Raw genomic sequence first — 21,933 nt, forward strand, 5'->3', positions numbered from 1 at the left:
CCATCCTAGGGAAGACCCGGAGCACCGTGCTCAAGATGACCGGGCGGGAGTCGACGGGTCCGGCACGGCGTGGGAAGCCTGCTGGCCGAGGTGGTGCAACGTCTCCACGGCGCTGTTGTACACGTCGCTCGAAGGTTCTTTGATATCCACATGGCAGAGTTGACCGTCTCGGACGCCCGCGCCCGGTTGGCGCACGTCATCGACGCCGCACGGGTCGAGCTGCTGAACGCTGGTGAACGCCGCGCGGCACCGGCCGAGCGTCGCGTGTTCTTCCGCGACGTGAAGCCCTACGAGGTTCCCCAGAGCCTGGACGAGCTGAGGGGTCCGGCGGGCGGCGTCATCGAGCTGTCTCACGCGGTGCTGTGGGCGCCCGGTGGCGGCACGGTCGACCTGGACGAGGAGGGCGGCGTCGGCTTGGCCTACCGGGTGGCCGTGGCGGAGGGAACCGTTGTTGACCAGGTGGCCATCCTGAATCGCGACCGGCTCGTCGCGGTGTGGCGTGAACTGTTGTTGCCGCGGCGTGCTCGCGAGCTGTGGGAGGCCCGATTCCCTGAGCTGCGCGCCGCGGTGCGTGAGTACCGAATCCGACGCACAGCGGACGGTGACCCGCATAGCCCTGACCCGGCAGGAGTTCGGTTCGGATCCAGGCCGGTGCCGGCACGGTCAGCCTGCCAACCGGGCCTTGACCTCCTTGGCGGAGGGATTCGTCGCGTTGGTGCCGTCCGGGAAGATCACGGTCGGGACGGTCTGATTGCCGTTGTTGATCGCTTCGACCAGCTCGGCGGTGCCGGGGGTCTCCTCGATGTTGACCTCGGTGAAGCCGATCCCGTCGGCGCTGAGCTGGGACTTCAGCCGACGGCAGTACCCGCACCACGACGTCGAGAACATGGTGATCGAGCCGGCGTCGGGGGTGTACGCGGTGATGTCGGCGGTCTGCGCCATCGGGGTGTCCTTCCGGGAGAGATCGGTTTCGTCGTGGACAACGGACTTCCCTGGGATGGCATTCCCGGTGCCGTCCGCGGGCGGCCGGTGCTAGATTCGGCCCATGGCTGACCAGAGCAGCACCGCGTCCATCAACTCCTCCATCAACGCACTGATGGAGGAGGAACACGCCTTGCGCAACAACCCGGACAAGTCCGCCGAGAACCAGCAGCGGCTCCGATCCGTCGAGGCCGAGCTGGACCAGTGCTGGGACCTGCTCCGGCAGCGGCGCGGCAAGGCCGAGTTCGGGGAGGACCCCGGTCAGGCGCACGTGCGTCCCGCTGCCGAGGTGGAGAACTACCGGAACTGAGCGGACCGGACCCGATGCCGGACCCTGACGAGCCGACCGTCTTCTCCCCGTTCTCCCACGCCCCGGCCGCCGAACCGACGCCCGTCCCGGGGCGCCGTCCGACGCTCGAACTGGCGGCCGTGATCGCGGCCCCCGCCGACGTGGCCTTCCGGGCGATGACGGACAGTATCCACCTGTGGTGGCCCCTGACCGACGTGAGCACGTGGGGTGAGGACACCTATCTCGAGTTCGACGGTGATGCGTTGGTGGAAACCAGCCCCCGCAACGAGACGGCGCTGTGGGCGCAGGCGCTCGGCTGGCAGCAGGACCGGTGGATCGAACTCGACTGGTCGCCGGACGCGCCCGTCCTTCAGGCTTCGACCCTCCTCGTCGAGCTCGGCGATGCGGCGCTCCCGAGCGGGGCGACGGGCACCGCCGTCAACTGGCGGGTGGAGGACGGGCAACCCAGTGCCGCGTGGTCGGACGCCTTCGAACGCTTGGTGCGCTTCCTCGGCGGCCGGCTGGACCTCGACTAGACTCGGGTGTCGACGTCGGCGGCCCTCGCACCACTCCGCGGGCCGCGGTCGACCACACGTGCATCAGGGGAGCGGTCCGCCCACGGGCGCCGAGGCCGAACGCGAAGGATGGAACACACACATGGCTGACGGCACAGGCGACGACGAGCGACCCGGGCGTGGCCCTCGACGCGGACCTGGCGGGTCCGATCGGTCGGGCGCTTCCGGGGGACGGCGGGACGACCGGGCCGGTGGGGATCGGCCTCGTCGGCAGTGGGAAGATCGGCCGCGGCGGGATGATCGTTCCGGTAGTGACCGGCCTCGTCGGCAGTGGGAAGACCGACCCCGGCGCGATGACCGGGCCGGTAGTGACCGTCCGCGGCGCGATGGCCCTGCTGGTGGGGACCGTCCGCGGCGGCAGTGGGAAGATCGGCCGCGGCGCGATGACCGGGCTGGTGGCGACCGGCCGCGCCGGGACGACCGTGCTGGCGGTGACCGGCCTCGTCGGCAGTGGGAAGACCGCCCTCGGCGCGATGACCGTGCCGGTAGTGACCGGCCCCGTCGGCAGTGGGAAGACCGCCCTCGGCGCGATGACCGTGCGGGTGGGGACCGGCCCCGTCGGGACGACCGGGCTGGCAGTGAGCAGCAGGCTCCGCGTCATGACCTGCGGCGATCCAACCAGCCGGACCGGGCGAAGTCGCCCGACATCGACCCGGACGTCACCGGCAGCGAACTGGACAAGGTGGTCCGCGCCCAGCTGCGAACGCTCGAGTCGACCAATGCGGAGTGGGTCGCCAAGCACCTCGTGATGGCCGGCCGGTATCTCGACGTCGACCCCGCACTGGCGTTCGCGCACGCCCTGGCGGCAAGCCGGCGCGGCGGCCGGATCGCCGCGGTCCGGGAGGCCGTCGGCATCACCGCCTACGAGGCCGGTGACTTCGCGGAGGCGCTGCGTGAGTTGCGCACGTTCCGTCGGATCAGCGGCTCGAACGAGCACCTCGCGCTGATGGCCGACTGCGAACGTGGCCTCGGCCGGCCGGAGAAGGCGATCGAGTTGGCCGGGAGCGTGGACGTGGGCTCGTTCGACGCTGCCACCCGGGTGGAGGTCGCCATGGTCGTCTCCGGCGCGTACGCCGATCTCGGTCGGTCGGAGGAAGCACTGGCCACGCTGGAGATCCCGCAACTGGACATCAACCGCGCCTTCTCGTTCAGTCCCCGGCTCTTCCTGGCCTATGCCGATGCGCTCGACGCCGTCGGACGGACCGGGGAGTCCGAGCGCTGGCGCCTGCAGTCCGAGCGGGCCGAGCAGGCGCTCGGTGTCGGCGATTTCGCCGAGCCCGACATCATCGATCTGGGTGAGGACGAGCCGGAGGAGAGACCCCGTCGCGACCGGTACGACGGCGACCGGAGGGACGTCGAGTCCGGGCCGGGTGGCGACTCCGCGGACAGCGGGCCCGGCGGCGATGCCGATGCGTCGGACACCGACGCGCCCGACGCCGCTGCCGACTTCGAGGACACCGGCGGCGATTCCGAAGACAGCGCGCCCGACGCCGAGCCCGACTCCGAGGACAGCGATCCCGGTGCCGAAAACGCGGCCGGCGTCGGTGACCCGGACAGCTCGGCCAACGACGCACCGACCGACCAGGGCAACGGGCCTGACCGGGATGCGGGGCCAATGGCGTGAGCGGTGACCGCAGCGGTCGGCTGATCGACCGGTTCGACGGGGTGCTGTGCGACCTGGACGGCGTCGTCTACGCCGGTCCGAACGCCCTCCCGCACGCCGTCGAATCCCTCACCCGGCTCGTCGAGGAGGGCGTGGCGGTCGGATACGTCACCAACAATGCCTCCCGCTCGCCGGACGATGTCGCCGCTCACCTGACCGACCTGGGCGCACCGGCCAGCGAGCGCACCGTCGTCACCTCCGCACAGGCCGGTGCGCGCTTGCTGGCGGAGAAGCTCGCGCCGGGGGACATCGTGCTGATCACCGGCAGCGACTACCTGGCCGAGGAGGTGCGGCGGGTCGGACTGGTGCCCGTGACCTCGGCCACGGACCGACCCAGCGCCGTGATCCAGGGTTTCGACCCGCAGGTCGGGTGGACCCAGCTCGCCGAAGCCGCCTACGCCGTCAACGCCGGGGCACTGTGGGTGGCCACCAACACCGATCTGACCATCCCGCGCGACCGCGGCATCGCGCCCGGCAACGGGACTCTCGTCGCCGCCGTCCGGGCCGCCGTGCACGTCGACCCCCTGGTGGCCGGAAAGCCCGAGGCGCCGCTGTTCCGGGCGGCGGCGGCCGAACTCGAGATCTCGGCACCGCTGGTCGTCGGCGACCGGCTGGACACCGACATCCTCGGCGGCAACAACGCCGACCTCACCACGGCCCTGGTCCTGACCGGGGTCGACTCCGCGACGACCGCCATCGCCGCCGTCCCCGGTCAGCGGCCCGACCTGCTGCTGGCAGACCTGCGCGACCTGTTCGGACCCGTGGCCGAGGCGACGCCCGACGACGGCGGGTTCCGGTGCGGGTCCGCTCGGGCCCGCGTGGACGGTGACGCCGTGCTGGTCGACGGCGACGACGATGATCTCGACGCCTGGCGCGCCGCCTGTGCGGCCTGGTGGGCGGCGCACCCGCAGGACGCCGCGACGCCCGACCTGCGGTTCGGTTGACCCAGCGGTTCGGTTGACCCACCGGGCCGGCCCGCGCGCTCGGTCCGCACCACGCCGGGCTGATGACCGGGGTGGCCGGGCCTCCCCAGTAGGCCCGACCACCCGCTTGCCACTCTAGGGAGGGCGCGTTCGCGATTTCAATGCCTCCCGTCCGTTTGACCTGCGGCGATCAGCGGCGCTAAAAACCGGACGCCAGACCGGACGCCGTGCCGACTGGTGTGGCGACGTGCTGTGGCGACGCCCTGTGCCGAGGTGACGCGCCGAGTCGCCGCGTGAGTTGCTGGCCCGTGGGAGCTGGTCTACGTTTCATCTCATCAACGTGCTGATGATTTTGCGCACTCGCTCCGGCGGTCTGCCGCCCGAACATCGGAGGACAAGGATGTCGTTCCCCGTCCGGCCCGCCTCGGCCGTACTGCTGGTGTCCGCTCTCGCCCTGACCGCCTGCGGTGGTGGCGGTGGCCAGTCCGGCGGGAACGCCGCGGACACGCCCTCGTTCGGAGCGAGCGCCTCGGGCACCCTGAACGCCTGGGCCTTCGACAACGCCGACGACGTCGGCAAGGCCCGGCTGGCCTACGCCCAGAGCCAGCTGAACGGCGTCCAGGTCAAGCTGGACCAGACGTCGTTCGACTCCCAGAAGTTCACCACCCGCGCCGCCTCCGGCGACCTGCCCGACGTCGTGCAGATGGATCGTGCGCTGGTCGGCACCTACGCCGCGCAGGGCCTGATCAAGCCGCTGGACCAGTGCTACGCCGCGCAGAACGTGGACGCGTCGAAGCAGTTCTACCCGGCCGTCACCGACTCGGTGACGTACAAGAACCAGCTGTGGGCGGTGCCGCAGTTCTACCAGCCCGCCGCCATCATCACGAACACCCGGGTGATGGACGCGGCGGGTGTGAAGGCCGACCAGATCGACACCTCCAAGCCCGACCAGCTCGTGGCCGCGGCGAAGAAGATGTACCAGGCCAGCGGGGGCAAACCGACCCGGCTCGGTTTCGACCCGGTCGCCACCGGGCAGCCCGAGCTGTGGCTGATCGCCGGCGGCGGCAGGCTGATGGACGACACCGGTAAACCGGCCCTGGACGACCCGATGAACGTCACCGCCGTCGAGACCCTGAAGAAGATCTCCGACGCCCAGGGCGGTCACGCGAAGATCAAGAGCTTCTCCGACTCGTTCGACACCTTCGGCAAGAACAACCAGTTCGTCAAGGACCAGGTGGGCGCGCAGGCCAACGCCCAGTGGTACCTGAACGTGCTGTCCCCGTACGTGGCGCAGGAGAAGATCTCGGCGGTGCCGTTCAAGGGCAGCGACGGTCAGCCCGTCACCTACGCCGGCGGCAGCGCCTTCGTCATCCCCGCCACCGCGAAGAACCCGGACGCCGCGTGCGCGTGGGCCCTCAGCCTGGTCACCCAGCAGGCGTGGGACGCCGCCGCGAAGGCCCGGTCCGAGACGCTCGCCAAGACGCCCGGCGCGATCAACACCGGCTTGTTCACCGGTTCCCCGGCCGCGGACACGGCGATCCGGCAGAAGTACGTCAAGCCCAGCGGCAACACCGGGTTCGACCAGGCGATCAGCACCTACTACGACGTCGTCGACAAGGGCAGGTCGATCGGCGTCTCACCCGCCGGCGAGGCGATCAAGAACGAGCTGAAGAACGCCATCACCTCGGCGCTGCTCGGGCAGAAGTCCGCGCAGCAGGCCCTCGCCGACGCCCAGGCCGCCGCGATGCGTTCCTACAACCAGGACGCGCAGGGCTGACCAGTAGATCGACGCTCGACACGACGGCACCGGGCCGGACGGCTGGCAAGGGTCGGTGAGTCAGCGGGTCCCGCCCGAAGGATGTGCTCGAAGAGCCCGGAGTTCGGGCGGAACCTGCTAACTCAGGCGGGAGGGCTCAGCCCTTCCGGCCCTGGGTGGCCACACCTTCGATGAAGTAGCGCTGCGCGAACGAGAACAACAGCAGCATCGGCACGGTGACCACCAGCGCCGCCACCATGACGAACTGGTAGTCGCCGTGGCCGCCGTTGGTCGGGGAGTACATCGTCATCGCCCGGGCGATGCCCAGCGGCACCGTGTACCCCTCGGCGGTGCCCGCGTTGAGGTAGATCAGCGCGGCCTGCAGGTTGTTCCAGCTGGCCTGGAACTCGAAGATGAAGATGATCACCAGCGACGGGATCGACAGCGGCAGCGCGATCCGGCGGAACATGCCGACGTAACTCGCGCCGTCGATCCTCGCGGCCTCGAACAGGTCCCGCGGCAGGCCGAGGAAGAACTGGCGCTGCAGGAAGATGTAGAACGCCGACCCGAACAGGTTCATGCCGAACAACGGGATCCAGGTGCCCAGCACCCCGAGGTTCTTCCAGATCAGGTACTGCGGCACCATGGTGACGGCGCCGGGCAGCATCATGGTCGCCAGGACCAGCCCGAACAGCAGGTTCCGGCCGGGGAAGCGGAAGTAGGCGAAGCCGAAGGCGACGACGGCGCTGGAGATGGTGACCAGGCCCGCCGCGAGCACCGCGATCAGCACGCTGTTGAGCAGCCAGCTGAGCAGGGGCAGTTGCTGCCACACCTGCACGTAGTTCTCCGGGGTGAACGTCTGAGGGATCAGGCGGTTGTCGAACACCTCCCCGCGCGGCTTCAGGCTCGCCGCGAGCAGCCACACCAGCGGGTAGAGGAACAGGGCGCTGAACGCCGCGAGCAGCACCCACAGGAGGACGGTGGCCGGTCGGACGCGGCGCCGTTCCCGGGTTCGGTCGGGCCGCTCGACCGGCGCTCCGCCCGGTGCCGCGACGAGCACGGAGGAGGGTACGTGTCCGCCGGTGCCGACTCCGGCGTCGGTCGTCGCCGTCGTGCCGCCGACGACGGCTCCGGAGGCGACACGCTGCTGCCGCCGGGATTCTGTCCGCTCGCTCACTGTGCGCCTCCCTCGTAGTAGACCCAGCGTTTCGCGAGCCGGGTCTGGATCAGGCTGATCAGCATGATGATGACGAACAGCAGCCACGCCATCGCCGAGGCGAAGCCGAAGTTGAAGTCCCGGAACGCCTGCTGGAACAGGTAGATGGCGTAGAACAGGGACGCCTCGGGGGACGCGTTCGACTGGTCCCGCCAGAACAGCAGGTAGGCCGAGTCGAACACCTGCAGCGCCGCGATGGTCAGGACGATGACGTTGAAGAAGATGGTGGGGGAGATCATCGGCACGGTGATGGCGAAGAACCGCCGTACCGGGCCGGCGCCGTCCAGCTCGGCGGCCTCGTACAGGTCCGTCGGCACGGCCTTCAGCGCCGCCAGGAAGATCACCATGGTGCCCGAGACGCCCCACAGCGTCATCAACACGATCGAGGGCTTGACCCACGTCGGGTCCACCAGCCACTGCGGACCCGGGATGCCGAACACGCCGAGCGCCTGGTTGATCGCCCCCGTGTTGCCGTTGAGCAGCAGCAGGAACACCGACGCCGTCGCGACCGCCGGCGTCATCTTCGGCAGGTAGAACACCGACCGGAAGAACCCGGCGCCGCGGCCGACCCGGGACAGCACCAGGGCCAGCAGGAGGGCGAAGCAGATCTCCAGCGGCACCGCCATGATCGCGTAGTACAGGGTGTTCGCCAGCGACGTGGCGACCTTCGGGTCGGCGAAGAGCAGTTCGTAGTTGCGGGTGCCGACCGGGCGCGCGATGTTCGTGGCCAGGTTGTAGCGGCTGAACGAGATCACGAGGCTGTACGCCATCGCCCCGACGGTGAAGACGAGGAAGCCGACGATCCACGGCGAGATGAACAGGTAACCGGCGATCGCCTCGCGGCGCCGCAGCCGGGACATCCGAGGACGCTCGCCCGTCCGCGACCGCGTCGTCAGCGAAGTAGCGTTCATGTCGTGAAGCGTACTTACTGACGACGGCGCCGTCACGCCGGGCGCGACGCCGCGCGGATCGTCGTCGTCGTTCGCCGTCAGAACACGACGTCGATGTCGGGAAGGCGCTCGAACGCGGGCCGGGCGAACAGGAAGCCCTGCATGTACCGGATCCCGAGGTCGCGCAGCGTCCGTGCCTCCGCCGCCGTCTCGATGCCCTCGGCGATCAGCAGCGTGCCGAGCTCCTCGCACAGGCCGAGCACGGCCCGGACCACCGCTCGCCGCCGTGGGTCGGTGTCGATGCCGCGGATCAGGTCCATGTCCAGCTTCACCATGTCGGTGGCGAAGCGGGCGAACAGGTCCAGCCCGGAGTGCCCGGCGCCGAAGTCGTCGACGGCCACGGCGAACCCGAAGTCGCGGTAGGTGCTGATGATCGCCTCGATGTGATCGGGCGAGACCATCTGCTCGTTCTCGGTGAATTCGAAGATCAGCCGGTCGAGCGGGAAGGCGTGTTCCGCGGCCGTGCGCAGGGTCAGCTGGATGCACGCCGTGGGGGAGTACACGGCGTTGGGCAGGAAGTTGATGGACAGCCGGGCGCCCGTGTCGGCGATCCCCGCGGCCATCGCCGTGCGGATCGCCGTCACCCGGCAGGCCTGGTCGAAGCCGTAACGGTTGCCGTCGGTCACCTGGCCCAGGACCGTCATCGCCCCCTGGCCCTCGGGTCCGCGCACCAGCGCCTCGTAGGCGAATGGAGCGGACGTGACGACGTCGACGATCGGCTGGAACGCCATGGAGAAGGCGATGTCCGACGCGTCGCCGCTCCGGCATCCGCCGCATGCACCTCGGGAGCCACTCACCCGGTGAGAATAGCGGTCCAGGTCGGCGCACGCCCGGCGCCGCGCGGAACGCGGGCCTTCTAGACTGGCGAGCGTGAACGAGCGCGACGAGAGTGATCGGGACGGCTGGCCCGACCTACCGGAGGTGGACGACCCGGCGATCCGGGACGACGCCGTCCGCGGCATCCTCGAGCGGCTCGACGACGTCCGCACCGGCGCCGCAGAGGACCCCGCCGACCTCTACCAGGGCCTGCACGCCGCGCTCACCGCCGAACTCGATGCCCCCGAGGGCCCGCGCCCGTCCCCCTCGTGAACCGGCTCGTGAACCGCGGCCTCCTGAACCGGCTCGACGTCGAGCTGGTCGCCCGTGGCCTGGCCCGTTCCCGGACCCACGCCGCCGGCCTGGTCCGTGCGGGCCGGGTCACCGTCAACGGGACACCCGCGAGGAAACCCTCCGCCGGGATCGGTGCGGGCGACGACGTGACCGTCAGCGCCACCGCGGAGGAGTACGTCAGCCGGGCCGGGCGCAAGCTCGCCGGCGCGCTGCGCGCCTTCCCCGACGTGCAGGTCCGGGGCCGGCGCTGCCTGGACGCCGGTGCCTCCACCGGCGGCTTCACCGACGTGCTGCTGCGGGCCGGCGCCCGGGAGGTGGCCGCCGTCGACGTCGGGCACGGCCAGCTGGTGCCGCAGTTGCGCGCCGACCCCCGGGTGCGCGTCGTCGAGGGCCTGAACATCCGCCGGCTCACGCCCGAGGACATCGGGGGCCCGGTGGAGCTGACCGTGGCCGACCTGTCCTTCATCTCGCTGCGCCTGGTCGTCGAGCCGCTCGCGGCCGCCACCGGGCCGGGCGGGGACCTGTTGCTCATGGTCAAACCGCAGTTCGAGGTGGGCCGGTCCCGGCTCGGCAAGGGCGGCGTCGTCGTCTCGGCCACGGACCGACGGGAGGCGGTCGACGGCGTCGCCGCCGCCGCGCGGGACGCCGGACTCACCCTCCGCGGCGAGGCGACCAGCCCGCTGCCCGGCCAGGACGGCAACGTCGAGTTCTTCCTCTGGCTCGGCGCCCGCGCCGGCGCCTGAGGCGGCTGCGCCTACCATCGGAACATGACCCGTCGCATCCTGCTGTTGCCGCACACCGGACGCCCCGACGCCATCGACGCGACGGTGACCGCGGCCCAGCAGCTGCGCGAGGCCGGGCTCGCCGCGGTGCTCACCCGCACGGATCACGACGCCCTGGCCGACGTCGGCGTGACGGTCGACTGCAGTGAGATCCTCAACGAACACGTCAGCCTGGCCGAGATCGAACTGGGCATGGTGCTCGGCGGGGACGGGACGATCCTGCGGTCCGCCGAACTGGTCCGGCACTCGGCCGTTCCGTTGCTCGGGGTCAACCTCGGGCACGTCGGCTTCCTCGCCGAGAGCGACCGCACGGACCTGGCCGAGAGCATCCGCCTGGTCGTCGAACGCGCCTACGACATCGAGGAGCGGATGACCATCGACGTCGTGGTCTGGCGTGACGGTCGGCAGGTGGACCACAACTGGGCCCTGAACGAGGCCAGCGTGGAGAAGTCCGACCGGGCGCGGATGATCGAGGTCGTGATGGAGGTCGACGGCCGCCCGATCAGCACGTTCGGGTGCGACGGTGTGGTGATGGCGACCCCGACCGGGTCCACCGCGTACGCGTTCTCCGCCGGCGGACCCGTGGTGTGGCCCGAGGTGGAGGCGCTGCTGATGGTGCCGCTGAGCGCCCACGCGTTGTTCGCCAAGCCGCTCGTCGTCGCCCCCACCTCCACGCTGGCGGTCGAGGTGCTCGACCGCACCGACGCCTCCGGGGTGCTCTGGTGCGACGGCCGGCGCGCGACCGAGGTCCCCACCGGTTCCCGGATCGAGGTGACCCGCTCCGCGACACCGGTCCGGCTCGCCCGCACCCACCCCGCGCCGTTCTCCGAGCGGCTGGTGCGCAAGTTCTCGCTGCCCACGAGTGGCTGGCGTGGGCCGATGGTCACCCACCCGGGGACGGGACAGGTGCCGGTCGTGCTGGATCCGGTTGCCGCCGCGGGCGACGACGCGAGCACTGCTGGCGCTGTTCCGGGCGCTGCCGCGGATACCTCGGAGGCGCCCCGATGATCGAGGAGATCCGGATCCGTGACCTCGGGGTGATCACCGAGGCGACCCTGCCGCTCGGTCCCGGTCTGACCGTCGTCACCGGCGAGACCGGCGCGGGCAAGACCATGGTCGTCACGGCGCTGGGCCTGCTGCTCGGTGCCCGCGCCGACCCCGGTGCGGTGCGGGCCGGTGCCGGTTCCGCCGTCGTCGAGTCCACCGTCCGGCTCGCCCCCGGCACCGCAGCGACCGACGCGATCAGCGCCGCCGCCGACGACGCCGGCGCCGCCGTCGAGGACACCGGTGACGGGCTGGAGCTGCTGATCGCGCGCACGGTCAGCGCGGAGGGCCGCAGCCGCGCGCACGCCGGCGGCCGGACCGTGCCCATCGGCGTCCTCGCCGGGATGGGCAACCACCTGGTCGCCGTGCACGGGCAGTCCGACCAGTTGCGCCTGGCGTCCCCGGCCGCGCAGCGCACCGCGCTCGACGCGTTCGCCGGGCCCGAGCTCGCGGCCGCCCTGGGGGAGTACCGGCGCACGTGGCGCCGGCACGCCGCCGCCGCGGCGGCCCTGACCGAGGTGACCGAGCACCAGCGGGAACGGCTGCGCGAGGCCGAGAACCTGCAGACCGCGCTCGAGGAGATCGACACCACCGACCCGCAGCCGGGGGAGGACGAGGCGCTGCGCGCGGAATCCCTCAAGCTCGGCAACATCGAACAGCTGCGCGTCGCCGCGCTCACCGCGCACCAGGCGCTCGTCTCCGACGGGGCCGACGACGCGCCCGACGTCGCCCGGCTGGTCGACGCGGCCCGCCGGGCCCTGGACGCGGAGTCCGGGGACGACGAGGAGATCGCCGCCGCCGCGAAACGCGTCGCCGAGGTGGGGTACCTGGTCGCCGACATCGCCTCCGACCTGGCCGGTTATTCCGCCCGGCTGGACGAGAGCGGCCCGGCCCGGCTCGCCGAGGTCGAGGACCGGCGCGCCGCCCTGACCACCCTGACCCGCCGGTACGGGTCCACCATCGACGAGGTGCTGGCGTGGGCGGCGACCTCCCGTGCCCGGCTCGACGAGCTGACCGACGACAGCAGCCGGATCGAAGCGCTGCGGGCCGAGGTCGCCGAGGCGGCCGGGACCGTGACCGCGCAGGCCGCCCGGGTCACCGAGCTGCGCACCGCCGCCGCGGACCGCCTGGCCGGCGCCGTCACCACCGAACTGACCGCCCTGGCGATGAAGGATGCGACCCTCGTCGTCCGGGTCGAGGGCGGCGGGCAGCCGGGTCCGCACGGCGCCGACGAAATCGCCCTGCTGCTCCAGCCCCACGCCGGGTCCGCCCCCCGGCCGCTCGGCAAGGGCGCCTCCGGCGGTGAGCTCTCCCGCGTGATGCTGGCGCTGGAGGTCGTGCTCGCCGAAGCGGACCCCGTGCCGACCTTCGTGTTCGACGAGGTCGACGCCGGCGTCGGCGGCAAGGCCGCCGTCGAGATCGGCCGCCGGCTCGCCCGACTCGCCCGGCACGTGCAGGTGATCGTCGTCACCCACCTGCCGCAGGTGGCCGCCTTCGCCGACCGGCACGTCCGGGTGCTCAAGACCTCCGACCCGGGCGCCGGGGTGACCACCAGCGACGTCTCCGTGCTCGCCGACGAGGACCGCGTCGTCGAACTGGCCCGCATGCTCGCCGGGCAGGAGCAGTCCGAGACGGCGCGCGCGCACGCCCGGGAACTGCTCCAGGCCGCGCGCGCCTGATAGGCTCGAACCCCGTGGTGCAGCGAACGAATACACACAGCGGAACCCCGACCGGCGGCTCGTCCACGATGACGCGTCACATCTTCGTGACGGGGGGTGTGGCGTCCTCCCTCGGCAAGGGTTTGACCGCCTCCAGCCTCGGTCACCTGCTGCGCAAGCGCGGCCTGTCCGTGACCATGCAGAAGCTCGATCCGTACCTGAACGTGGACCCGGGCACCATGAACCCGTTCCAGCACGGTGAGGTGTTCGTCACCGACGACGGCGCCGAGACCGACCTGGACATCGGGCACTACGAGCGGTTCCTCGACGAGAACCTCAACGCCTCCTCCAACGTGACCACCGGGCAGGTGTACTCGTCCGTCATCGCGAAGGAGCGGCGCGGCGAGTACCTCGGCGACACCGTCCAGGTCATCCCGCACATCACGGACGAGATCAAGAGCCGGATGCGGTTCGCCGCCACCGGCCCCCACGCGCCGGACATCATCATCACCGAGATCGGCGGCACCGTCGGTGACATCGAGTCGCAGCCCTTCCTCGAGGCCGCCCGGCAGGTCCGGCAGGACGTCGGCCGGGCCAACGTGTTCTTCCTGCACGTGTCCCTGGTGCCGTACATCGGCCCGTCCCAGGAGATGAAGACCAAACCCACCCAGCACTCCGTCGCGGCGCTGCGCAGCATCGGCATCCAGCCGGACGCGATCGTGCTGCGCGCCGACCGGCCCGTCCCGGAGGCGATGCAGATCAAGATCGGCCGCGCGTGCGACGTCGACCCCGAGGCGGTCATCGCCTGCCCGGACGCGCCGAGCATCTACGACATCCCCAAGACCCTGCACGCCCAGGGCCTGGACGCGTACATCGTGCGGCACCTCGGCCTGTCCTTCAAGGACGTGGACTGGGGCGACTGGGACCGGCTGCTCGAGGCCGTGCACCACCCCCGGCACGACGTCGAGATCGCCCTCGTCGGCAAGTACATCGATCTGCCCGACGCCTACCTCTCGGTCACCGAGGCCCTGCGCGCCGGCGGATTCGCCACGGACGCGAAGGTGACCCTGCGGTGGGTCCGCTCGGACGAGTGCGCGACCCCCGACGGCGCCCGCCGCGCGCTGGAGGGCGCCGACGCGATCTGCGTGCCCGGCGGCTTCGGCATCCGCGGCCTGGAGGGCAAGCTCGGGGCCCTGCGGTACGCCCGCGAGAACCAGGTGCCCGCGCTCGGGCTGTGCCTGGGCCTGCAGTGCATGGTGATCGAGTACGCCCGGAACGTGGTCGGCTGGGCGGACGCGTCCTCCAGCGAGTTCGAATCCGACTCGACGCACCCGGTGATCGCCACCATGGCCGAGCAGAAGAGCATCGTCGCCGGTCAGGGCGACATGGGCGGCACCATGCGACTCGGGCTGTACCCGGCGCACCTGACCGAGGGGTCCATCGTCTCGGCGGTGTACGGGTCGACGTCGGCCTCCGAGCGGCACCGGCACCGGTACGAGGTGAACAACGAGTTCCGGCAGCAGATCGCCGACGCCGGGCTCGTCTTCTCCGGTCTGTCCCCGGACCGGGAACTGGTCGAGTACGTCGAGCTGCCGCGCGACGTGCACCCCTACTACGTGGGCACGCAGGCGCATCCGGAGCTCTCCTCGCGCCCGACCCGCCCGCACCCCCTGTTCTCCGGTCTCGTGCAGGCCGCCCTGCAACGCCAGCGGGACGGCCGTCTGGTGGAGGTGGACTGAACGATGGCGAAGTCACTGCAGGACACGCACCGGGAGCGGTTCACCCGTAGCTCGGACGTCGTGTTCGAGGGCAAGATCTGGAACGTGCTCTCGGACCGGTTCTCCCTGACCGAGGACGGGGACACGATCACCCGCGAGTACATCAAGCACACCGGCGCCGTCTCGATCGTGGCCCTGAACGACGACGGTCAGGTGCTGCTGATCAACCAGTACCGGCACGCCGTGAAGATGAACCTGTGGGAGATCCCAGCCGGCCTGCTCGACGTCGAGGGTGAGGACCTGCCGGCCGCGGCCGCCCGGGAGCTGGCCGAGGAGGCGGACCTGATCGCCGAGCGGTGGAACGTGCTCGTCGACTTCCACAACTCGCCCGGTTCCTCCTCCGAGGTGCAGCGCGTCTACCTCGCCCGCGGGCTGCGACCCGTGCCCGACGCCGACCGGCACCAGCGCACCGACGAGGAGGCCGAGATCGAGGTCGGCTGGTTCGACGTCGCCGACGCGGTGACCGCGATCCTGGCGGGCCGGCTGCACAGCCCTTCCGCCGTCGTCGGCGTCCTGGCCGCCGCGAGCGCTCAGGCTACCGGGTTCGAGCACCTCCGGCCCGCCGACGCGCCCTTCCCGGAGGATCCCCGCCGACCGGACGACGCACGGCGCGACCGCAGCTGAGCGTGTCCGGTTCCGTGGCCGCTGCTGCCCCCGTGGCGGACGACCCGTTCCGGGCCACCGCGGTGGGCCGGGCCGCCGCCGAGTACCTGGTGCACGTGAGCGTCGAACGGGGACTGGCGGGTAACACGCTCGCCGCCTACCGGCGTGACCTGCGGCGTTACCTGCTGTTCCTGGCCTCCCGGGCCGTCGGCCGACCCGACGACATCGTCCGGGCCGACGTGACGTCCTTCGCCCAGGCCCTCGGCGACGGCGCCGACGGCGGGGCCGCGCTGAGCGTCCGATCCGCGGCCCGCACCGTCGTCGCCGTCCGCGGGTTGCACCGGTACTGGGCGCTGGAGGGCCTCACCCGGACCGACCCGGCCGCCGAGGTGCACCCGCCGATGCCCGGCAAGCGGCTGCCGAAGGCGATCAGCGTCGACGAGGTGGACCGGATCCTCCGCGCGGCCGGGTCGGACACCGCCACCGGGCTGCGGGACCGGGCCCTGCTCGAGTTCCTGTACGCGACGGGGGCACGGATCAGCGAGGCGGTGGGCCTGGACGTCGACGACGTGTTCCTCGCCTCCTCGACGGACGCGCTGCGGTCCGATTCTCCCGAGGCGGGTCCCGAGGCGGTTCCCGAGACAGGTGAGCTGACCGACGTGGTCCGGCTGTTCGGCAAGGGCTCCAAGGAGCGGGTGGTGCCGCTGGGCTCGTACGCGGTCCGGTCCGTGGACGCCTACCTGGTGCGCGGCCGGCCGGCGCTGGCCGCGAAGGGGCATGGTGACGCCGGCCTGTTCCTCAACGCCCGCGGGGGACGGCTGAGCCGGCAGAGTGCATGGAGCATCATCAAGGCCGCCGCCGAGAAGGCGCAGATCACCCGGGAGGTGTCGCCGCACACGCTGCGCCACTCGTTCGCCACCCACCTGCTCGAGGGCGGTGCCGACGTCCGCGTCGTCCAGGAGCTGCTCGGCCACGCCTCGGTCACGACGACCCAGGTCTACACCCTCGTCACCGCCGACACCCTCCGGGAGGTCTACGCCGCCGCCCACCCGCGGGCGCTGGGCTAGGGGGCGGGGCCTGGCGTCGCATTACGCTGAGCACGTGCCGACCCCGCCCGTTCCCGCCGCCGACCTGCCCGACCTGCCGGATCGGGCCACCCTGACGCCGATCGCCCTGTGCTTCCCGCTGCGCGAGCGTCACGGCGTACCCGAGGTGCTCCTCGGGTTGAAGAAGACGGGATTCGGGGCCGGCCGCATGGTGGGTCTGGGCGGACATCTCGAACCGGGGGAGAACGCCGCCGAGGCGGCGTGCCGGGAACTGGGCGAGGAGTCCGGTCTGGTGACCACGCCGGACGACGTCGACCTCGCCGGCGTCGTCGACTTCCACTTCCCCGCGCGGCCGGAATGGTCCATGGCGACGTCGCTGTTCATCCCCCGCCGGTGGAGCGGGACCGAAGGGGAGACCGACGAGATCGCCCCCGCCTGGTTCCCCCACGCGCACCTGCCCGTGGCGCAGATGTGGGCCGACGCCGAACACTGGCTGCACCGGATGCTGGCCGGCCAGCGACAGCACACCGTCGTCGTCCTCGCCGACGACAACACCACGGTCCGCGCGACCTGGAGCGTTCCGCTCACCGACCGGTCGCCGTCGTGAATCTAGCGGCCACCCCCTTGTTGATCGCTATAACGCGATATATCGTTGACTTACGCTATCGGGAATCGACCCGAGGCGGGCGGGCCGGCAGGCCGGTTCGCGGCAGCACGAGTTCAGGAGGTCGCGTGATGCGACACCACCATGGTTACGACGGATATGACGACCACGGCTCGCCCGCTGACCCGGGCCGGAGCGGCTTCGGCGGAGGCGGCGGTCGGCCACCGTGGCCCGGCGGAGATCCGGCCGCCTGGTTCGGTGGTCTGGGCAGTTTCGGGCCGCGGGGCTGGGGCGGACCCGGCGGACGACGACGCGCGGGCCGCGGCGACATCCGGCTCGCCGTTCTCGCCGTGCTGGCCGAGGCACCGTCCAACGGGTACGGGGTGATGAAGACGATCGCCGCGCGCACCGAGGACGCCTGGGCCCCGAGCGCCGGCTCCGTGTATCCGCTCCTGTCCCAACTCGTCGACGAGGGCCTGATCGCCGGGGAGGGGCAGGGCCGCAGCGTCGAGTACGCGTTGACCGAGGAGGGGCGGACCTGGGTCGAGGAGCACCGGGAGCGGATCGACTCCGTGTGGGACACCGCCCCGTCGCACGGCCCGTGGCCCGGCGCCGAGACGATCGAGTTGTTCAGCAGCATCGCCGAGCTCGCCAAGGCCGCGCGGCAGTTGCGCAGCGCGACCGAGGCGCAGCAGCGGGCCGCGATCAAGGAGGTGGACGCCGCCCGCCGCGCGATCTACCGCATCCTCGCCGAGGAGGAATAGGTCGTGTGACGCCGACCTCATCGTGCAACGCAACGGGAACACGCCGGGCTACGCTGGCGTTGTGCCGCTGCAGGCTACGGATCGCCTGCGCGGTCCGATCCGTTCCCGGAAGCTGGAGGAGGTGACGACGATGACGCGATCCTCGGCCGCCGTCGTGCGCCTCCCCGGCAACAGACTGATCGCCCTCGCGGTTCTGCTCGCCGTCGTCGTCGGCCTGATCGGCATGCACGTGCTGGGCGGCAACCGCCAGAGTGGTCATGCGGTCGGTTCCCCGTCCGCCCTCAGTGGTCCGATCGCGGACGGTGAACACCGGGCGGGGTACCCCGGTGCGCCTGCCGGCGGCGTCATGCCGGTCAGCACCGCGGCCGACGTCGTCACGCCCGGCACAACCGCGATGAACGTCGCTGGAGGGGGCCCGACAGCCACGGGTGGCTCCGACTCGATGTGTGGATCCGCCCAGGAGTGCGCCGCGATGTCAGGGCCCTGCGTTCCTGACCGGCCCGGCGTCCCCACCACGGTCGGGGCCGGAGATGAGGCCGGGACGACTCCGGCGCTCCACGACCCGGGTCGGCCGGTGGACGCACTGACCGCGCAACCCCCCGAGGTGCGGCGCCCTTCGTTGCATGAACTGAGCATCAGCAGGACGTGACGCTGGTGCGGCGCCACGCGCCCGCACCCGACGTCACCCACTCACGTTCAGCACGAAGGACACACTCACCATGAAACGATCACTACTAATTTCCGCCGCCGCCGTCACGGTCACCCTGGCAGTGGCCGGCTGCGGCGCCTCCACCTCGAGCGGTGGTTCCAGCGACTCCAGCACGTCCGGGATGCCCGGCATGGACAATTCCAGCACGACGCCGCCGAGCTCGCCCAGCGCTTCGGACTCCGCCAGCGCGTCCGGCTCGGCCGGCACGTCGGTACGCAATGCCGCGGACACGATGTTCGCCCAGATGATGATTCCGCACCACCAGCAGGCCATCGAGATGAGTGACATGCTGCTGGCCAAGCAGGGCATCGATCAGCGGGTCCGGGATATCGCCCAGAAGATCAAGGCGGAGCAGGCTCCGGAGATCAAGACCCTGACCTCGTGGTTGAACGCCTGGGGCGATCCGACGTCGACGAGCAGCGGTTCGATGAGCGGCGGTTCCATGGGCGGCGGTTCCATGGGCGGCGGTTCCATGGGCGGGATGATGAGCAGCGGGGACATGCAGAAGCTGCAGGACGCCTCGGGCGTCGATGCCGCCAAGCTGTTCCTGACGCAGATGACCCAGCATCATGACAGCGCGATCAGCATGGCCAAGCAGGAGGTGGCCAACGGCAGCAACCCCGATGCCGTGGCGCTGGCCAAGTCCATCGTCAGCAGCCAGCAGGAGCAGATGACGCAGATGAAGGACCTGCTCACGAAGCTCTGACCCCGCGCGGTACGCCCCGCCGGCCTCTCGGCCGGCGGGGCGTCGCCGTTCGCCGCTGGCCGTCACCTCGTCGCCAGTGAGAAGCTGCTGGTGAGAAGCTGGTGTCCGAACCGGAGAGAGGGTGCGATGTTCTGGGGAATGCTCGTCGTCCTGGCGGTCACGCTGGTGGGCATCGTCGGTCTCTACGCTCTGTCGCGGGCGAGCGCCGTCGTCCGCGACCCACTGGTCACGCCGCCCTACACGAGCGGGTGGTTGCCCGAACAGCACGCGCTCTCCCGCTACCACGCCCGGTACTATCCGGTGACCCTCGTCTTCCTCGCGTTCGACGTCGAGATGCTCTTCATGTACCCGTGGGCGGCCGTCGTCGCCCGGATGGGGGTCGACGCGGTGATCGAGATGTTCGTGTTCCTCGGGGTGCTGCTGTGCGGCGTGGTCTGGGCGTGGCGGGAAGGCGCGTTCCGATGGGCCTGAGGAAGCTGTTGGCCGCGACCGCCGTCCGGCGCGCGCACGTGCTGCTGCTCGAGCTACCCGGCGGAGGCCGGGAGCGGATAGCCGCGGAGCGGGAGCTCGGCCGGCGCGGCTGGGTGCTGGCCGTCTCCCCGAACGACGCCGATGCACTGCTCACCTGCGGCCCCGCCCCGGACCCGGCCGAGTTCGGCGATCTCCTGGACCGGCTGTGGGATCAGCTGCCGGGTCCGCGCGCCCGATCTCACGTGCACGTCGGTGACGACCCCGCGGTCGCGCTCGACGGCTGCGCCGAGGAACTGCTCGACGTCGACCTGCAGACCGGTCGCGAGGAAGCGCGACAGGTGCCCGGGGAGAACGACCCCGACGACGGTGTTGATCATGAGCACGGCGGCGCCGCGGGCGACGAGCGGGACGCCATGGATCACTCCGAGCACGGGGCCGGCGACGCGGACGGCGACGACGGCGGGGGCGCCGGCGAGGACCAGGAGCACATGGACATGGGCGGCATGGACATGGGTGAGATGGACATGGGCAACATGGACATGGACATGCCGATGCCCGGCGGGATACCGCTGGCCGGTGGCGGTCCGGACCGCGACGGCCTCGAGATGGATGTCCTGCGCGTGCCGCTCGGACCGCTGCTGCCGCTGTGGCCCGCCGGTCTGGTGGTGGAGTGCAGCCTGCAGGGGGACCTGGTCGTGGAGGCGACGGCTCGGTTCCTGGGTGCGTCCGACAGTGGGACCTCGCGGCACCGGAACCGGCCACCGACCGCGCACGACGTCGTCGTGCACCAGACGGATCTCGCGGCCCGGTTGCTCGGCCTCGCCGGTGCCGACCCGGCCGCCGCCCGGGCGCGGGCCATCCGGGACGCCGCGGCCGACGGCGCGTCCCCCCGGACCTGCCACGGGTTGCTCGTCGATGAACTCGCCCGGTTGCGCCGGTCCGTCCTGCTGCGGCGTTCGTTGCGTGGTGTCGGGGTGATCGAAGGGGACGAGCCCACGGCCGCTCTCGCGCACCACGAGGCCGGCGACCCGGCCGGCACCGATGCCTGGTCTCGTCTGCTCGGCATGCTCGAGACGGCCGCCACCGCGATCGCCACGGGAGAAGTACCGGTTGCCACCGCCGGAGGGATATCCAGCACTGGCGCCTCCCGCGAGGACCAGCTCGTCCTCCTCTCCGCGTTGCTTCCCGGGTGCGATCTTGCGGAAGCGCGGCTCATCGTGGCCAGCCTGGACCTCGACCCGTTACGCGTACCCGCACCGGACAGGGTGACGGCGTGAGTGCGGCGGACGTGGACCAGCTGAGCCAGTGGGCGGCCCTCGGGGTGCCCGTCGTCCTGCTCCTCGTCACGCTCGTCGGCGCCGCGGTCGACGGCGTGTTGGCCGGCGGAAGCCGAAACGCAGGAAGCGGAGCCGGTGGAAGCACAGCCGGTGGAAGCACAGCCGGTGGAAGCACAGCCGGACGAGGCCGAGCCGGGCTGACCGTCCCGCTGGCCGAGGCCGCGCGTCTGCTCCGGCAACGCCGACGGGGCGCCGTCGCCGCCGACACCCTGCTCTGGCGCGCCGGTGTGGTCGGCATGCCGGTCGCGGCGGTGTTGATGGTGGCCGTGCTCCCGGTGGGATCGTGGGTGGTGGCGGACCTGCCGGTCGGGCTCGTCTGGTTCAACGCGATCGACGTGTGCATCTGGGCGTTCGCCTGGTTGGCGGGGTGGGGCGCGAACGGGGTGCCCGGCCTGGTGGGCGGCTACCGGTTCCTGGCGCTCGCACTGGCCTACGAGCTGCCGCTGATGTTCGCGCTCACCGCACCGGCGGCGGCCGCGGGCAGCCTGCGGATGGCGGACATCGTCGCAGCTCAGGACGGTCTCTGGTTCGTGGTCTGGATGCCGGTGGCGTTCGTGGTGTTCTGCGCCGCGGTACTGGGATTCTCCCTGCACCGCCCGTTCGTCTCCCCAGTGGCGACCGACATCACCGGGGGCGTGCTCGGCGAGTTGACCGGGGTGGACCGCCTGCTGTTCGAGGCCGGCCGGTACGGACTGCTGACCGCCGGTTCCGGGTTCGGGGTGGCATTGTTCCTCGGCGGTGGCGCCGGTCCGCTGCTGCCGGCCTGGGTGTGGTTCCTGGTCAAGACGCTCGTGCTGCTGGTCGTGTTGCTGGCCGTGCGGCGGCGGCTGCCGTTGATCCGTCCCGACCGGTTGATGGGCCCGGCGTGGCTGGTGGCGCTGCCGGTGGTGCTGCTGCAGGTGCTCGTCGTCGCCGTCGTCGTCATTCCGAAGGGCTGAATTCGCGTATCTCAGTTTGCAACGCTGAGG

26 protein-coding genes are annotated in these 21,933 nt (G+C 71.4%); 20 read left to right on the plus strand and 6 right to left on the minus strand.

Annotated elements, in window-relative coordinates; translation table 11 throughout:
* Positions 1-30: 30 nt before the first annotated feature.
* Both BKD30_RS16155 and BKD30_RS12475 read right to left on the minus strand, forming a co-directional pair.
* Positions 31-612: a hypothetical protein gene (locus tag BKD30_RS16155; RefSeq protein ID WP_076705066.1), complete on the minus strand. Its 582-nt coding sequence runs from the start codon at positions 610-612 to the stop codon at positions 31-33.
* 51 nt (positions 613-663) lie between these two features.
* Complete coding sequence (locus BKD30_RS12475) at positions 664-942, minus strand: mycoredoxin (protein ID WP_076705068.1); 279 nt, start codon at positions 940-942, stop codon at positions 664-666.
* Between the two features lie 103 nt (positions 943-1,045).
* On the opposite strand from BKD30_RS12475, the gene BKD30_RS12480 reads away from it, so the two are divergent.
* The 6 genes from BKD30_RS12480 (at position 1,046) to BKD30_RS12500 (ending at position 6,208) form a co-directional block, all read left to right on the plus strand.
* Positions 1,046-1,291 carry a DUF2630 family protein gene (locus BKD30_RS12480; protein WP_076705070.1) on the plus strand — a complete coding sequence of 82 codons (246 nt, stop codon included), beginning with the start codon at positions 1,046-1,048 and terminating at the stop codon, positions 1,289-1,291.
* A 14-nt stretch (positions 1,292-1,305) separates the two neighbouring features.
* Positions 1,306-1,806, plus strand: a complete 501-nt coding sequence (locus BKD30_RS12485; RefSeq protein ID WP_076705072.1) for an SRPBCC family protein — start codon at positions 1,306-1,308, stop codon at positions 1,804-1,806.
* Positions 1,807-1,964: 158 nt separating this feature from the next.
* Positions 1,965-2,594, plus strand: a complete 630-nt coding sequence (locus tag BKD30_RS16770) for a hypothetical protein (RefSeq protein WP_235861683.1) — start codon at positions 1,965-1,967, stop codon at positions 2,592-2,594.
* Entirely contained in the window at positions 2,528-3,469 is a 942-nt protein-coding gene (locus tag BKD30_RS12490; RefSeq protein WP_235861684.1) for an ICP22 family protein, read from the plus strand. Before BKD30_RS16770 ends, BKD30_RS12490 begins: the two co-directional genes overlap by 67 nt.
* Positions 3,466-4,452 carry an HAD-IIA family hydrolase gene (locus BKD30_RS12495; protein ID WP_173893130.1) on the plus strand — a complete coding sequence of 329 codons (987 nt, stop codon included), beginning with the start codon at positions 3,466-3,468 and terminating at the stop codon, positions 4,450-4,452. The genes BKD30_RS12490 and BKD30_RS12495 overlap by 4 nt, the downstream gene beginning before the upstream one ends.
* 379 nt (positions 4,453-4,831) lie before the next feature.
* Positions 4,832-6,208: an ABC transporter substrate-binding protein gene (locus tag BKD30_RS12500; protein WP_076705074.1), complete on the plus strand. Its 1,377-nt coding sequence runs from the start codon at positions 4,832-4,834 to the stop codon at positions 6,206-6,208.
* A 136-nt stretch (positions 6,209-6,344) separates the two neighbouring features.
* On the opposite strand, the gene BKD30_RS12505 is transcribed toward BKD30_RS12500, so the two are convergent.
* From BKD30_RS12505 to BKD30_RS12515, 3 genes are all read right to left on the minus strand, one after another.
* Entirely contained in the window at positions 6,345-7,247 is a 903-nt protein-coding gene (locus BKD30_RS12505) for a carbohydrate ABC transporter permease (protein ID WP_076705143.1), read from the minus strand.
* Between the two features lie 113 nt (positions 7,248-7,360).
* Complete coding sequence (locus BKD30_RS12510) at positions 7,361-8,314, minus strand: carbohydrate ABC transporter permease (protein ID WP_076705076.1); 954 nt, start codon at positions 8,312-8,314, stop codon at positions 7,361-7,363.
* A gap of 77 nt (positions 8,315-8,391) precedes the next feature.
* Complete coding sequence (locus BKD30_RS12515; RefSeq protein WP_235861687.1) at positions 8,392-9,150, minus strand: EAL domain-containing protein; 759 nt, start codon at positions 9,148-9,150, stop codon at positions 8,392-8,394.
* A 73-nt stretch (positions 9,151-9,223) separates the two neighbouring features.
* Here BKD30_RS12515 and BKD30_RS12520 point away from each other — a divergent pair, with 73 nt between their 5' ends.
* The 10 genes from BKD30_RS12520 (at position 9,224) to BKD30_RS12565 (ending at position 18,391) form a co-directional block, all read left to right on the plus strand.
* Complete coding sequence (locus BKD30_RS12520) at positions 9,224-9,442, plus strand: hypothetical protein (RefSeq protein ID WP_076705080.1); 219 nt, start codon at positions 9,224-9,226, stop codon at positions 9,440-9,442.
* 8 nt (positions 9,443-9,450) lie between these two features.
* The gene (locus tag BKD30_RS12525) at positions 9,451-10,206 is read left to right on the plus strand and encodes a TlyA family RNA methyltransferase (protein WP_076705146.1); all 756 of its coding nucleotides are present in this window, start codon (positions 9,451-9,453) and stop codon (positions 10,204-10,206) included.
* A 24-nt stretch (positions 10,207-10,230) separates the two neighbouring features.
* On the plus strand, positions 10,231-11,253 hold the full coding sequence (locus BKD30_RS12530) for an NAD kinase (protein WP_076705082.1): 1,023 nt from the start codon (positions 10,231-10,233) through the stop codon (positions 11,251-11,253).
* Positions 11,250-12,968 (plus strand): DNA repair protein RecN, encoded by a 1,719-nt coding sequence (gene recN / locus BKD30_RS12535; protein WP_076705084.1) that lies wholly within the window; start codon positions 11,250-11,252, stop codon positions 12,966-12,968. Before BKD30_RS12530 ends, recN begins: the two co-directional genes overlap by 4 nt.
* Complete coding sequence (locus BKD30_RS12540; RefSeq protein WP_076705086.1) at positions 12,965-14,686, plus strand: CTP synthase; 1,722 nt, start codon at positions 12,965-12,967, stop codon at positions 14,684-14,686. Before recN ends, BKD30_RS12540 begins: the two co-directional genes overlap by 4 nt.
* A 3-nt stretch (positions 14,687-14,689) precedes the next feature.
* Positions 14,690-15,349: an NUDIX domain-containing protein gene (locus tag BKD30_RS12545; RefSeq protein WP_076705088.1), complete on the plus strand. Its 660-nt coding sequence runs from the start codon at positions 14,690-14,692 to the stop codon at positions 15,347-15,349.
* A gap of 14 nt (positions 15,350-15,363) precedes the next feature.
* Positions 15,364-16,395, plus strand: a complete 1,032-nt coding sequence (gene xerD / locus BKD30_RS12550; RefSeq protein ID WP_083956461.1) for a site-specific tyrosine recombinase XerD — start codon at positions 15,364-15,366, stop codon at positions 16,393-16,395.
* A 34-nt stretch (positions 16,396-16,429) separates the two neighbouring features.
* Positions 16,430-16,981: an 8-oxo-dGTP diphosphatase gene (locus tag BKD30_RS12555; RefSeq protein WP_408033383.1), complete on the plus strand. Its 552-nt coding sequence runs from the start codon at positions 16,430-16,432 to the stop codon at positions 16,979-16,981.
* Between the two features lie 128 nt (positions 16,982-17,109).
* Complete coding sequence (locus BKD30_RS12560; protein WP_076705092.1) at positions 17,110-17,742, plus strand: PadR family transcriptional regulator; 633 nt, start codon at positions 17,110-17,112, stop codon at positions 17,740-17,742.
* Between the two features lie 130 nt (positions 17,743-17,872).
* On the plus strand, positions 17,873-18,391 hold the full coding sequence (locus BKD30_RS12565) for a hypothetical protein (RefSeq protein ID WP_143588192.1): 519 nt from the start codon (positions 17,873-17,875) through the stop codon (positions 18,389-18,391).
* Positions 18,392-18,424: 33 nt separating this feature from the next.
* On the opposite strand, the gene BKD30_RS16965 is transcribed toward BKD30_RS12565, so the two are convergent.
* Entirely contained in the window at positions 18,425-18,739 is a 315-nt protein-coding gene (locus BKD30_RS16965) for a hypothetical protein (protein ID WP_328586913.1), read from the minus strand.
* Here BKD30_RS16965 and BKD30_RS16970 point away from each other — a divergent pair.
* The 4 genes from BKD30_RS16970 to BKD30_RS12585 all read left to right on the plus strand — a co-directional run bounded on the left by BKD30_RS16970 (position 18,738) and on the right by BKD30_RS12585 (position 21,903).
* Positions 18,738-19,157: a DUF305 domain-containing protein gene (locus tag BKD30_RS16970; RefSeq protein ID WP_328586914.1), complete on the plus strand. Its 420-nt coding sequence runs from the start codon at positions 18,738-18,740 to the stop codon at positions 19,155-19,157. The two genes, BKD30_RS16965 and BKD30_RS16970, sit on opposite strands and share 2 nt — an antisense overlap.
* A 126-nt stretch (positions 19,158-19,283) precedes the next feature.
* Entirely contained in the window at positions 19,284-19,628 is a 345-nt protein-coding gene (locus tag BKD30_RS12575; RefSeq protein WP_076705098.1) for an NADH-quinone oxidoreductase subunit A, read from the plus strand.
* Complete coding sequence (locus BKD30_RS12580; protein ID WP_076705100.1) at positions 19,619-20,905, plus strand: hypothetical protein; 1,287 nt, start codon at positions 19,619-19,621, stop codon at positions 20,903-20,905. The genes BKD30_RS12575 and BKD30_RS12580 overlap by 10 nt, the downstream gene beginning before the upstream one ends.
* Positions 20,902-21,903 carry an NADH-quinone oxidoreductase subunit H gene (locus BKD30_RS12585; RefSeq protein ID WP_083956447.1) on the plus strand — a complete coding sequence of 334 codons (1,002 nt, stop codon included), beginning with the start codon at positions 20,902-20,904 and terminating at the stop codon, positions 21,901-21,903. Before BKD30_RS12580 ends, BKD30_RS12585 begins: the two co-directional genes overlap by 4 nt.
* Positions 21,904-21,933: the final 30 nt, after the last annotated feature.

The organism is Tersicoccus phoenicis (genome assembly GCF_001968835.1).
Lineage (GTDB): Bacteria > Actinomycetota > Actinomycetes > Actinomycetales > Micrococcaceae > Tersicoccus > Tersicoccus phoenicis.